At 61.7% G+C, this 13,293-nt stretch carries 9 protein-coding genes and 1 pseudogene; 4 read left to right on the plus strand and 6 right to left on the minus strand.

Annotation, left to right across the window (positions count from 1 at the left end; all coding sequences use genetic code 11):
• The first annotated feature begins 10 nt into the window (after positions 1-10).
• Together RlegSU303_RS26120 and RlegSU303_RS26125 are read left to right on the plus strand one after the other, a co-directional pair.
• Complete coding sequence (locus RlegSU303_RS26120) at positions 11-1,540, plus strand: class I adenylate-forming enzyme family protein (RefSeq protein ID WP_131718385.1); 1,530 nt, start codon at positions 11-13, stop codon at positions 1,538-1,540.
• Positions 1,518-2,723: a thiolase family protein gene (locus RlegSU303_RS26125; protein ID WP_131718384.1), complete on the plus strand. Its 1,206-nt coding sequence runs from the start codon at positions 1,518-1,520 to the stop codon at positions 2,721-2,723. The genes RlegSU303_RS26120 and RlegSU303_RS26125 overlap by 23 nt, the downstream gene beginning before the upstream one ends.
• A 21-nt stretch (positions 2,724-2,744) precedes the next feature.
• Here the strand turns inward: RlegSU303_RS26125 and RlegSU303_RS26130 are convergent.
• A pseudogene (locus tag RlegSU303_RS26130) lies at positions 2,745-2,994 on the minus strand (carboxymuconolactone decarboxylase family protein); the annotation flags it as partial.
• A gap of 305 nt (positions 2,995-3,299) precedes the next feature.
• On the opposite strand from RlegSU303_RS26130, the gene RlegSU303_RS26135 reads away from it, so the two are divergent.
• Together RlegSU303_RS26135 and RlegSU303_RS26140 are read left to right on the plus strand one after the other, a co-directional pair.
• Complete coding sequence (locus RlegSU303_RS26135; RefSeq protein ID WP_131718383.1) at positions 3,300-4,064, plus strand: SDR family oxidoreductase; 765 nt, start codon at positions 3,300-3,302, stop codon at positions 4,062-4,064.
• Between the two features lie 49 nt (positions 4,065-4,113).
• Entirely contained in the window at positions 4,114-4,527 is a 414-nt protein-coding gene (locus RlegSU303_RS26140; RefSeq protein ID WP_027664498.1) for a cupin domain-containing protein, read from the plus strand.
• A gap of 45 nt (positions 4,528-4,572) precedes the next feature.
• Here the strand turns inward: RlegSU303_RS26140 and RlegSU303_RS26145 are convergent, their stop codons facing one another.
• From RlegSU303_RS26145 to RlegSU303_RS26165, 5 genes are all read right to left on the minus strand, one after another.
• Positions 4,573-5,856, minus strand: a complete 1,284-nt coding sequence (locus RlegSU303_RS26145; protein ID WP_131718382.1) for a cystathionine gamma-synthase family protein — start codon at positions 5,854-5,856, stop codon at positions 4,573-4,575.
• Between the two features lie 73 nt (positions 5,857-5,929).
• Entirely contained in the window at positions 5,930-7,009 is a 1,080-nt protein-coding gene (locus tag RlegSU303_RS26150; protein ID WP_131620860.1) for a YihY/virulence factor BrkB family protein, read from the minus strand.
• A 3,371-nt stretch (positions 7,010-10,380) separates the two neighbouring features.
• On the minus strand, positions 10,381-11,292 hold the full coding sequence (locus RlegSU303_RS26155) for a protein-L-isoaspartate O-methyltransferase family protein (protein WP_131718381.1): 912 nt from the start codon (positions 11,290-11,292) through the stop codon (positions 10,381-10,383).
• Between the two features lie 267 nt (positions 11,293-11,559).
• Positions 11,560-12,069 (minus strand): GNAT family N-acetyltransferase, encoded by a 510-nt coding sequence (locus tag RlegSU303_RS26160; RefSeq protein ID WP_094087998.1) that lies wholly within the window; start codon positions 12,067-12,069, stop codon positions 11,560-11,562.
• A gap of 153 nt (positions 12,070-12,222) precedes the next feature.
• Entirely contained in the window at positions 12,223-13,293 is a 1,071-nt protein-coding gene (locus RlegSU303_RS26165) for an ABC transporter ATP-binding protein (protein WP_011649149.1), read from the minus strand.

Genomic DNA, 13,293 nt, shown 5'->3' on the forward strand with positions numbered 1-13,293 from the left:
GCGGGTGTCCATGCCGATCCATGCGCAGCTTCTTCGACATGCAACGGAGACACCGGACAAGCCGGCGCTGGTAATCGACGGGCACTCGCTCAGCTATGGCGAGCTCTATTTGCGCGCCAAGGCAATTTATCGGTTTCTCCAAGATCTGCCCCGCTCGAACTGCCGCATGCTCGACCTGCCCGGCGTGGAGAAACTTGCCGCTCTCAGCCTTGGCAACCATATCGGCTTTGCCGAGTATTTTGCGGCGGCGACCGCCTCCCCGAATGCCTGCGCGGTCATCGACCCGATGATGCCGGCGGAAAGAATCGAACGCATCATCGAGCGCCTGGCGCCTGACGTTCTGATCGTCGACGACGATGCCGGGCCGAGTGCTGAAATTGCCCGGAGATTCGGCATTCCCGTCGTCACCGCCGGAGCAGAGGCTTTCGACCTCGCCGCGGCGGGAGAGGAAGCCGAGCTGCCGGCCGATACTGACAAGATCTTTCTGATCGGCTTCACCTCGGGAACCACCGCCGAGCCGAAGGCCTACTATCGCTCGCGTGAGCAGTGGCGCCGGAGCCTCGATCGCGGGCGCGTCGTTTTCGAGCTTGAAGACGCGCCGTCGACAATGTGCCCAGGAGCCTTGGCTCATGGCCTGGCGCTTTATGCATTGGTCGAAGCTGTTGATGTCGGGGCAACCTTTCATTCGGTCCGGAAATGGGATCCGGGCGCGGCCGCACGCACGCTCTCTTCCGAAAGAGTCGAACGGCTGGTTGCCGTACCCACCCATATAGCCGGCATTGCAAGGGCCTGGACGGGCGAACCTGCCCTGGCCTCCCTGCGCGATGTCCTGACTGCTGGCGCCAAGCTCGATGTGAACGGGGTGGAATCCATGCGCCGCCTTTTCCCGAAGGCGCGCATCCGGGAATATTACGGTGCATCCGAGATCGGTTTCATGACGGTCTCGACCCTTGTCGGCGGCGAGATCGATTTTCCGATCGACCGGGTGGGGCAAGCCTATCTCGGCGTGGAAATTTCCATTCGCGATCCCGATGAAAACGACGTTGGGACCGATGTGCCGGGAACCATATTCGTCAGGAGCGACCTGATCGCGGATGGATATCTCTGGGGCGATGACGGTCAGGCCTTCCGGGTCACTGAAGTTGGAGCCACGGTCGGAGATCTCGGCGAACTCGATGCCAATGGCATGCTGCGGGTGATCGGCAGGGCCGGCGGCATGATGATATCAGGCGGCAACAACATCTATCCCGCCGAAGTCGAGAGCGCGCTCAAAGCCTGCCCCGGGGTAGAGGATGCTGTTGTCTTCGGGCTGCCGGACGCCTATTTCGGTCAGCGGATCGTCGCCGTCGTCTCGGGAGAGACGATGGACCCGAAAATCCTGGCTGATCATTGCGCGCAGATGCTCGGGAAGTACAAGATCCCCAAGCAATTCTACCATATAAGGTCCTGGCCGATGACGAGCAGCGGCAAGATCTCGAGGGGGCAAGTGGAGCGGGCCGTGGTTTCTGGAGACGATCTTGTCCTACGCCTTTCAGCCTGACGAGGATTGGCAGCCAGTCGTGGTTGCCGCCTACCGGTCGCCGATCGGCCGGGCGTTCGGATCGCTTGCAACTGTCGCGGCGGAAGACCTGCTTGTGCCGATCATTCATCGGATCCTTTCCGAAACGGGAATTGCGCCCGACACCATAGACGACGTTCTGGTGGGCAATGCGGCGGGCGGCGGCGGAAACATCGCGCGGCTGGCGGCGCTGACCGCAGGTCTGCCCATGGCGGTTCCGGGCGTGACCATCGATCGGCAATGCGGCTCGGGCCTGGAAGCGATCATCATGGCAGCCCGGCTGATCCAAGCGAAAGCCGGTTCGTGTTTTCTGGCCGGCGGCGTGGAGAGCGTGAGCACCGCGCCATGGCGCGTCGAAAGACCAAAGGCGAATGGGACGCTGCCGCGCTTTTACGGGCGCGCCCGGTTTTCGCCTGACACGGTCGGCGACCCGGAAATGGGGATTGCCGCCGAAAACGTCGCCCGTCAATTCGGCATATCGCGGCAGAGACAGGATGAATTCGCCCTGCGCAGCCATAGGCTCGCCGTAGCGGCGGCCGAGGCAGGCATCTTTCGGCCAGAGATCGTTGACATTTCCACCGGCCACGGGCTGGTTCAACGGGACGAATGCCCGCGCCAGTCCACATCCCTCGAGGCTCTCGCAAACCTCCGGCCGGTCTTCCTGGCCGATGGTTCGGTGACAGCAGGCAATGCCTGCCCGCTGAACGACGGCGCCTGCCTGGTGCTTGTTATGAGCCGCGGCATGGCGAAAAGCCTGGGCTTCGAAAAGGGCCTTGCCTTCATCGACAGCGCCGCTGCCGGCGTCGACCCCAACCTGCTCGGCATCGGTCCGGTCGCCTCGACCAGGAGGCTGCTGCAGCGTCAGCCCGCGCTCTCGCTTTCCAAGATCAATACCATCGAATTCAACGAGGCTTTTGCGGCCCAGGTTCTGGCATCGCTGGACCAGCTCGAGATCCCTGCCGACACGATCAACAGGAACGGTGGAGCGATTGCCTTGGGCCATCCGTTCGGGGCGTCCGGCGCAATCCTCGTTACCCGACTATACAGCCAGCTGATCCGCAACACCGAGGAAGGCTGGGCGCCCGGCGCGACCGGCCTGGCCATGATCGGTATCGGCGGAGGCATTGGGCTGACTGCCATGTTCGAGGCTATTGAGCTTTCCTGACCTGCCGAAGGCGCCGAACCATCAGGCGGCGGCGCGTTTGTGATCCGCGGCCCTTGAAGACGGAAGCCGATCGAGAGCGCCACGAGCTTGTCATCCGAAAAGTTGGCATTCGCCTCTTCATAGACATCATCCGGCGCATGGCTTTTCGCTATGTGAGTGAGCGCCTCAGCCCAGGCTAGCGCGGCCCGCTCCCGCATGCCGAAAAGCTGCGACTCCCGCCACACGTCAGAAGCAGCAGGCGATCATCCGTTTCGCCGAGCCTCAGCGCGTCCTAACGGTGGCCGAAATCACCCTCGGGCCGATGCCTGTCGACGTCGTGTTCCCCATTTCGGCCGACTGCCTCGACCGCAGAGCCAGCTCGCCTACTACGTTCGCATAGGGTGACAGCGACTGAGGAAGAATAGTTTGGGCCCGCGATCCGGCGCATCCTCCTGCCCATCGGTTACACCGGCCGCACCGGCAACGGTCCCGATGAAGTCGCTTCGCTCATCGAGGGCGCGGGGGCATGCCGAGCAGTTGCCTGCTCGCTTTCAGGTCAACAGAGGAAACTCCTCGTAAAGGACAAGGAGACTATCCATGAAAATCGTCGTTATCGGCGGCACCGGCCTCATCGGTTCGAAGACCGTGGAAAGATTGCGCAACAAGGGGCACGACGTCTTGGCGGCTTCGCCGAATTCGGGCGTCGACACGATCACCGGCAAGGGCGTGGCCGAAGCGCTCGCTGGCGCGCAGGTGGTTCTCGATCTCGCAAACTCGCCCTCGTTCGAGGACAAGGCCGTCCTGGAATTCTTCCAGACGTCGGGCCGCAATCTGCTCAAGGCAGGGGCTGCCGCCGGCGTCAAGCATCATATCGCGCTGTCGATCGTCGGCATGGAGCGCCTGCAGGGCAGCGGCTACATGCGTGCCAAGATGGCCCAGGAAGAGCTGATCAAGACGTCCGGCATACCCTACACCATCGTGCACTCAACGCAGTTCCATGAATTCATGGCTGGCATCGCCCAGTCAGGCACCGTCGGTCAGACCGTGCATCTGTCGCCGGCCTACGTACAGCCGATCGCCTCGGATGACGTCGCCGACGTCATGGCCGAGGTGGCGCTCGGTACGCCCGTGAACGGCACGATCGAGATCGGCGGACCGGAGAAAGTCCGCCTCACCGAAATCGTGACGCGTCTCTTCAAGGCGACGAACGATCCGCGCGAGGTGGTCGCCGATCCGCACGCCCGCTATTTCGGCGTCGAGCTCGAGGACAATTCGCTCGTGGCCGGCGCCAAGGCGCGGCTTGGCCAGATCCGCTTCGACGATTGGCTCAGCCGACAGCCGCCGCAGAAAAAGAGCGCCTGACAGCGAGGCTGCGCCCGTCGACCCATTCTATCAACTGAGGAGACCAGACATGCTCAGGAAAATGATCTCGGCAGCGGCATTCGCGCTTGTCCTTGCCGCCGGCACTCAAGCTCACGCCGGAGGTGGGAAAGCGAAGATAAGCGTCGTTTTCGACCAGAAGCTTCCCAATGTTCCCGGCAAGAGCATGAAGGCTGTGATGGTGGAATATGAGCCCGGCGGCATGTCGCCTGGCCATACCCATCCGGATTCGGCCTTCATCTACGCCACCGTTCTCGAAGGGGCGATCCGCAGCGCGGTGAACGACGGCCCGGTGAAAACGTATAAGGCCGGAGAAAGCTTCGCCGAATTTCCCGGCGATCACCACAGCGTCAGCGCAAACGCCAGCGACACCAAGCCGGCGCGCCTGCTTGCGGTCTTCGTGCTTGACACGGACGAGACGGAACTGACGATCGACGACAAATAACGTAGTACACGATGCCCGGCGCCGCCGGGCATCGTTTCCCCCCGATCACGCAGCCTGCAGCGCTATCTCCAGGTCGGCGATCAGATCGTCCGGATGCTCGATGCCGATCGAAAGACGGATCGTCGATTCCAGAACGCCGATGCGCTGACGGACATCGGCGGGCACGCCAGAATGCGTCATGGTGGCAGGATGGCTCGCAAGCGATTCCGTGCCGCCGAGGCTGACCGCGAGCTTGAAGATCTGCAGCGCGTTCAGGAATTTGAACGAGGCTGGCTGACCGCCGCGAATGTCGAAAGAAAAGGTGGAGCCGGCGCCGGTGCATTGCGCGATGAAGGTCCGGCCGGCCGGCGATTCCGGATCGTGGTAGGGCAGATAGTGGACCTTCTCGACTTTCGGGTGATCGCGCAGATAGTCGGCGACGGCACGCGCGTTGCTGTTTGCCCGTTCCATGCGGAGCTGCAGCGTTTCCAGCGAACGGCCGAGCATCCAGCAGGAATGCGGATCGAGCTGGGTGCCGATCGCGCCGCGCAGGGCCTTGATCTGCTTGATCACCGCCTTGCGGCCAAGAACGGCGCCGGCGATCAGATCCGAATGGCCGCCGACATACTTCGTCAGCGAATAGAGCGAGATATCGGCGCCGTGCTCGATCGGCCGCTGGAAGACCGGTCCGAGCAGGGTGTTGTCGCAGACGATGATCGGCATATGGCCCTGTCTTGTACCGATCATGTCGGCCACGCGTCGGATCATCGCGACATCGACCAGGCTGTTGGTCGGATTGGCAGGCGTCTCGATCAGGAGGACAGAGACGCGACCCTTGGCCATCGCCTCTTCTGCCGCCTTTTGCACCGATCCCTCGCTGACGCCGTCGGCAAACCCAATAGCGGCGACGCCGAAGTTCAGAAAAGTCTTTGCCAGCAACGTTTCGGTTCCCCCGTAGAGCGGCTGCGAATGCAGGATCGCATCGCCCGGCCGGACGAAGGCGAACAGAGTCGTGGCGATCGCCGCCATGCCGGATGAAAACAGCACGCCGCTTTCCGTCCGTTCGTAGACGGCGAGCCTGTCTTCGACGATCTCGCTGTTCGGATGGTTGAAGCGCGAGTAGACGAGGCCCGCCCCCTTGCCTTCGGGCGGCTCGCGGCGGCCCGACACGTAATCAAAGAAGTCGCGGCCATCCTCGGCTGTATTGAAAACGAAGGTGGAGGTGAGAAACACCGGTGGCTTGACCGCCCCTTCCGAAAGTTCGGGATCGTAGCCGTAGTTCAGCATCTGCGTCTCGGGATGCAGCGCATGATTGCCGATATGAGTTTTGGAAGGATGCGGGGCGGTCATCATCGTCTCCTGTGTCGGGACTGCAGAAGTGGCAGAATACATCAAAACCATATGAGAGGAGCAATCATCGCGGTCAGCTCATAGTCTTGCCCAGAGTGTCCGCGACATAGGCCCCGCGCGATCCCATCGGCAGCGGCGTTCCCGTCGTCGTGTCCCTCGCGGTCTGATGCTCCAGTTCGGCGTTGAGTTCTCCTCCTACGATGAGAATGACGACGGAAAGCCAGATCCAGACGAGAAAGCCGATCAGCGCGCCGAGCGTGCCGTATGTCGCGTTGTAGTTGGCGAAATGATCCAGATAGAAAGAGAAGCCGAGGGACATGGCGACCCAGGCGATCGTGGTCAGAACCGCCCCCCACGTCATCCACCGGAGCTTAGCAGGCTCGCGGCTGGGGCCGAAGCGGTAGACCGATGTAACGGCCACTGCGACGATCAGCAGAAGCAGCGGCCATCGCATGAGAAGGGCCATGTGCTCCTTGAACTGATCGAGCCAGAGGTAAGAGAGAACAACCGGCATGACCCCGACGAGCGCCACCATGACAACCGTGAAAAGCATCGCGCACAAGGTGAAGCAGAGGCCGATCAGGTTCAACCGGACGAGCCCCCGCTTCTCGTCTTCCTCATAGGCCACGTTCATCGCGTCGAAGATCGCCAGCGTGCCGCTATGCGTGCTCCAGAGGGCGATGCCGAGGCCGACGAAGAAGGTGATGCCGAGCGTCGCGTCGCGCCGCTCGACGAGCTCCTTGATCTGGTCGGCAAGAAGATCGAACGCTCCTGATGGCATGAGGCCGGCCAATTCGCGAAGATGTTCAGATATGGTGGCCGGATCTGCAACCAGCCCGTAGAGTGACACCAAAGCCGCCATGGCGGGAAACAGCGCCAGCAGCAGATAAAACGTCACGCCCGCGGCAATCAAAGTGACCCGGTCGGCGAGGACTTCGTGGAAGACGCGCCAGAACACGTCGCGAAGACCGCTGAAAGGGATAGCCTCGGGCGTGCTGGCGCTGCGGCCATGATCGTCACCTGCGCGGCCGGTATCCGCAGACGGGGCGACCGACCTGCGCTCAGTTGCCTGCATCAAGACAAGTGCGCCAATCGCTGCGGCCATCATTGTCGCCGCAATGGGGAATCTCTTGAGGTGAAGTACATCTGGCATGAGGATGTTCTCCGATCTGGTGCGGAGATAACGCAGGGTGCCGCTAAAGGATGCAAGCCGTTGCTTTCTCGCGGACATTTGATGCAGGGCCGAGGTCGCCCGCTTCTCCAATCGGGTCAGGAAGCAGGGATTGGAACGATTGAGTCGCGCCGCCGCTACGCCCGTAAGCTATTGATATAACTGCAGTCACATCCTGCTACGGAAGCAAATCCGGACTTTAGTTTCGTTACTGCAGTGCTGGGGGTCTTTTCAACAAGTCTACCGATGGGCGGCTTGGCAGCCGCGAAGCGGTAGATTGCTGCGCAGCCCGTATCTGAGGCGCGGCTTGGATCTGAATTCCACCTGCTGCGATCCGATGCGGGTGCCTGCAGGCGACGCGCTGTGCAGTAAGCCTGACAAAACAATAGCGCCGGTGACAATGGCCTGCAATAGCCGTTTACGTTATCAACGGGCAATACCGGTGCCTGATGGGTCCATTGCCTTAGCTCGGCGTACCTCATGACCAAGCGCCGTCAAGGACCGAGACACTACCGGTCTGCGGACGCGATCTCGATGGCCTCGGCGGTTGCTTGATGGCGTCTCGGCAATCGACAGAACACGCGTCGCAATCGACCAGGTCGCCACACGAAAGCAACTGCGCAGCAAGGAGGCGGCGACAGGATGCGCGCTGCTCCAGATACCGACCAAGCGGCCCTTCCCCGACCGTCACTGGAGGCGCTGCTCCGGCCATTCAGTGCTGGGCATCTCCGGCGCACTGCCAAAGGCGTGGGATTATCTCCTGGCATTTCGGCCGGGATAAACAGGCCTTCCACATCGCCAGAGAGCGAGGAGCAGCTCGTCATCGAATAGCGTGCATCGATGACGGCGCCACCCATCTGACGTGACGGTGCGGCCTTGCCGCCGCGGTCGGCTACCCCAGGATAGAGCGGACCCGATGCTGCCGTTCCGGCACGCGCTCGGCTCGCTGCCGCAGGCAATCAGCAACAGCCGCTGATGTGTCACGTGCGTTGACGGACGATCGGTCGATATCAGCGGCCACCCGTCGCAATGGGCTGGCGCGCCCGCGAGCCTCGGCTGTGAACTGCCAATGCTCTCGGATCGAAAGGCAGCCCCTCCCCCGTCGCGTCATCCTTCGGATCGGTCGCAGGAGGAGCCGAATGCGGTGGCAGTGAGGCCGCGTTGTGTCGGCCGGCCATCGCCACAGGAGCTGGCTTCAGTGGCGATGGGCAGCTGGCCCTGCGGCCTTCCCAGGCGTATCCGTGAGCCGCAGTTGCGCGCCGAATGTTGCCTGATCGTGCCGTTGTCCGCGGACAACCGGATGATCAACATGGTAGCCGGCAGGCCGTTTGCACATGTACCGATCCCTGCAGCAATCGGTTCGCATCGCCGGGAAAACATCCCTGATCTCGCCCTGCTGATGGATGCTATGGACTTGCGGTATTGCTGCCGCCTCGATGGCTCTGCCTGGGGTCGCAGCGCAGCGGTTTCGTGCCCCTTGCCGAACGGGCGTGGACGCCGCCGGCTCCAAAGGCCGAAGAGCCTCGTCAGGTCTGTCGACAGGTCAGTAATGCCGAAACCGGGTCCCCAATTAAGGGGGAGCTGAATGCATTCGAAGAAGCTGGGGGGCTGCTGGCGCTGCGGCTTCGCTCATCGAAAAGGGTGCGCGGCAACGGATGGCGGGGTGCTCGCGACGCCGTCATCCTCGCCGCTCTCGCGTCTCCTAGGCTAGGCGGCAACGAGGTCGTCCGTCGCTCGGCGGGAGGCTGCATGGCCAGCGGCAGCGCTTCGGCGGCAATCTCAGATCAGGTGACTTCGTTGGTCCGTTTAACTCAGTTGATCGGGCGGAAGTGATAAGCCCCTTCCTTCGAGGCCCCTGCGGGCATCTCCGGGCGAGACTAAAAGGAGTGGCACGTAACGGCGGCGAATCCAATGTCCTGTCAGCTTGCGCTGCATCGATCGGTTCATACGTCCAAGCTATGCCGATTGGTCTTCCTTCTTGAGTTTTTGCAGGTCAAAGGCCGAAGCCTCGAGTGATACTGCGGATGGTTGGAAGCCGCGGCAGCGTCCGCATGTGGGGGCGGATGGTTGGATGTTGTCGCCGTCGTTGGTGCTTTGCGGCAGGTCGGTCAGTTTGGTGATGGCCCTGCTCGATATCCCGGGCAATTCTGCCTTCAGTCAGGTGGGGATAAGCAAGGCCACGGCCTCGGGCGAAGGGGCGGGCAGATCCAGAGTGGATCGTCGTCGATCATGAGGCAATCTCCATTCGCGCGTCCGGCTCTTGGCGCATCAGCGGTGCGGTCCCCTGCCCTCATTAATCACTTTGCGGTGGGTAGACCGGCCCGCTGAAAGCTGGAGATCTCCCTCCGCTGGGATCGCTGCTCGGCAGGTTGTCCGCGGACAACCCTGCGCCTAGCCCCGGTCCCGTACGTGAGAAGGCTGCATGTGCCTGACCCTCGTCTGCGACATCCACGGCAACCGCCAGGCTTGAATTTGCCGCATTGCGGCATTACCTCGTGATGAACCGAAGCGCTTTCCCCTCCTAGCCGCTTCGGTCCGACGGACAGCACTTCTCCTCCCAAGCTGTCGGTCACTATCGAAGCCCGGCGCATCTCTCCCGCGCCGGGCTTTTGTCGTCTCGGCGACCCACTGTCGCCGCCGGGCAGGGAACGTCTCCCTGTCCTTCATTCCTATCGCTCTGGTCCTCAAGCGAGGTGTGTCGGCAATTTTGGACGCCGGCGGCGGCGATTAATTGCGTGCGTCGCCAATCTGTGTCGCTGCTGCCGTGCTGCCGCCTCAGAGGAACCGCGAGCCGAAAACGCCGCCAATCGAGGGCCGTCGCTTGCAGGTCTTCACCGCCAGTCTGAGTGCCGCCGTCCAGGAGGGGGCGTCGAATGCCGGAGGGGATCGCGCCGGCAAGTTCGGATCGGCCAGCAGGTCACCCGACGGCGCGGCCTGTCCGGCTCATGCGTATCACTGATTTCGATAAGCCGGTGGTGCGTAATCCTGCCTCATCTCAGTCGGCATGGCCGCGCTCGGATCCTTGGCAGGCTTGGTCCGACATCAATGATGATGGGCAGAAAATTTCAACAGCAGGCTTTTCGGTGTCGGACAGGGGAGGGGCGCCGGTGGGGAGTCTGCACTAAGCTTTGAGATGGCTAGATCTGATGTCGGCGCCCCTGAGCTTGTTATCGCCCATGGCTGCCCCCGGATGTTTGAGCGTGGCGACTCATCGTCGGTCGGATGTGCGGCGAACTGATCGCGCCGGTCGAAAGGAGGATGGTGTCGAGGACGTCGAGCTCTTCGGTGCCACGGCGCGCTATGTTGCTCGCTCAGGTCAGGCGGTCGGCTTTCGCGGAACCGGCGTGGATGGTTCAGACGTCGTCGTAGCAAAGCGCCCATTGGTCGGCGATATACCAGCAACGTCCTATCCGCGGCTCCGTCTTCCAGAGCAGACTTTTGACGAACTCGATGCCGCCGCGCCTGAACGCGGCTGTCAGCGCCTCGATCTCGTTATCGTCGATTGACAATCCACCATTGGCGCAGACGAAATAGGCTGTGCCGATCCAACGCGCCGCAAATCCATCCTCGCCGCGCTCAATCCGAAGTGCAGCACCATGGGATGCATGACGGCCGCCTTTCGGCGGTCGGTCCTGGCGCGGTACGCCGAGTGGCAGCACGAGCCGCCCTCCAGGCCGCAGCCTTTCGATCCAGGGTTCCGCGGGCCGCGCGACGGCGAAATTCACATAGATCGCATCCACCTCTTCCTGCGGCCATTGACTGCCGTCGGCGTTCATGACGCTGACATTGGCGCGATCGGCAAGTGCTGTTTGAGCGTGGGCAGCCAGATCGGGATCCATCTCGACGGCATAGACATGACCGGAAGCGCCGACAAGCTCCGAAAGAATGGCGCTGTAATAGCCGGTGCCGGCACCGATATGGGCGATGCGATCGCCGATTTGTATGTCCAGCTCTGCCAGGAGTCGGGCATGCAGTGAGGGACTGCCATTGTTGACACCTTTGTCGGTCTGCAAGGCAAATAGCACGTCCTGATAGGCGAGAACCAAGTCGGAGGAGGGGAGGGGGCGATATCCTCCGCCCAGATTGGCGATCTGCCATGGCGGCGCGCCGAGGAATTTTTCGCGCGGGACGGTGGCAAAGGCGGCTTCGATCCGCGGGTTCGTGGTTGCGGCGGTTGCCACCACCTGATGGGCGTAAGCGCGGCGGATCGCCGCCAGTTCGTCGGCCGTAAACATCGCAGTTGGCATGGACAAATCTCCGGGCATGGCTTTGACCTTTTCCCTTTTTACGTCCTTGCGGCTCCAAATCCATCTCTATCCCAAATGCTTGATTTCACGGCTAGGAACTCATGACGGAAGTTAAAGTTCACTTCTCTTCCATTGTGGAAAATTACGCTGTTACTTCACAAGCTTAATACTCGAGGGTGGCCTGCAACGATGCAGTATCGGCCTCGTTCCCTTACAACAGGCGACGCTGGGCAAGGCGGTCCGGCCCTTGGATGCCAAGCGCTCCCACAGCGCCATCGACACGTTTCAGGCGTCGGGTATCGTGAGGTGTCTGGCGTCTAGTCTGAAACGCTTCTTGATCCTGTCGACGGGCGTCCCGTCCTGAAGCGGAACCTGGACCAGCCGGTCATAGGTCTCGAAGCCCATCTTTGCGTAATAGCCAAGGCCGCTGACATTGTCGGCGCGAATGGTGGCATTGATGAATTCGAGCCCGAACTCTTCCGCTGCGGCTCGGGTTGCGGGGAAGAGAGCGCTGCCGACGCCTGGGGTTCTTGGGTTCAAGCGGGCAAAGGTCGCGATGTCGGCGACGCCTTTCGGCGGGTCGCCGTATAAGCTGAGCGATTGAAAGCCGACGAGTGACTGATCGTGCTCTGCAACATGGCAGGTAAGAGGAAACTCGCCGTCGATGAACCAGTCCGCGAACTCGGCAGCCGAAAGCGGCGTTTCGAGTGCGGTCGTTCCACCAGCAAGGATGATCTCGTTCAGGAGACTGCTCAGCTCCGCTGCGTCGGCGGAGACGGCCCTTCGAATGTGCATGCCTTGGCTACCTCGTTTTGGAGGTACAGCCTATCGGCGAGATCAGAGATTGCAAGTCGCCAATTCGCTGCGAAGACGAGGAATCATCAAGCAAGCCCGATGCCGTCACATTCCGGTTTCGTGTTCGACGGACTTGCTTCGGGCCTTTCGTCTTCAGGCGTTCAGGCGCTGCTGCGTCTGCCGGTCGAAGAAGTGAACCTTGGCCGTTTCGAAAGAAAGCTTCACCGGCTGCTCTGGCACCAGCTCGACACGTTCGCGAACGACCCATGTCAGTTCCCTGCCTTCGAGCTCCACGGCGACATGGGTTTCCGATCCCGTGGGTTCGACCACCTTGACCACGGCATCCACACCGTTTTCGCCGCCGAAGGTGATGTCTTCGGGACGAATGCCCAGCGTCAGCGGTCTGTTGGCGGCATTGGCTGGAGCCCGCGAAAGCGTTACGCGTGACCCACCCGGCAGCGACAATACCGGGTTGCCTGCGCCCTCAAGGGTTCCCTCGAGAAAATTCATCGCGGGGGAGCCGAGGAAACCGGCGACAAAGATATTGCGTGGTCGGTCATAGAGCTCGAGCGGACTGCCGATCTGTTCGACGCGACCGCCGTGGAGCACGACGATCTTGTCAGCCATGGTCATGGCTTCGATCTGGTCGTGGGTGACGTAAACGATCGTGGTCTTCAGGCGTTGGTGCAGAGCCTTGATTTCCGCTCTCATCTTCACGCGCAGTTTCGCATCCAGATTGGAGAGCGGCTCGTCGAAGAGAAAGACTTTCGGATCGCGAACGATGGCCCGGCCCATGGCGACGCGCTGTCGCTGTCCGCCCGACAGCTGCGCCGGCTTTCGATCGAGAAGCGGCTGCAATCCGAGAATTGCTGCAGCCTCACCGACCTTCTGTTCGATTTCCGGCCGCTTGGCCCCGGCGAGCTCGAGCGCAAATCCCATATTCTGGGAAACCGTCATCTGCGGGTATAATGCATAGTTCTGGAAGACCATCGCGATATCGCGATCCTTCGGCTGCAGATTGTTTACGACCCGGCCGTCAATGCTGATTTGACCGGCGGTGATGTCCTCGAGCCCGGCAATCATGCGCAGCAATGTCGACTTGCCGCAGCCGGAGGGGCCGACGAGAATGGTAAATTCACCGTCGGCGATCTCGACGTCGACACCATGAATGATGTCGACCGTGCCGAAGGACTTCTTGACGTTTCTGATGCTCAAGCCAGACAT

It is taken from the genome of Rhizobium sp. SU303, assembly GCF_021052345.1.
Lineage (GTDB): Bacteria > Pseudomonadota > Alphaproteobacteria > Rhizobiales > Rhizobiaceae > Rhizobium > Rhizobium laguerreae.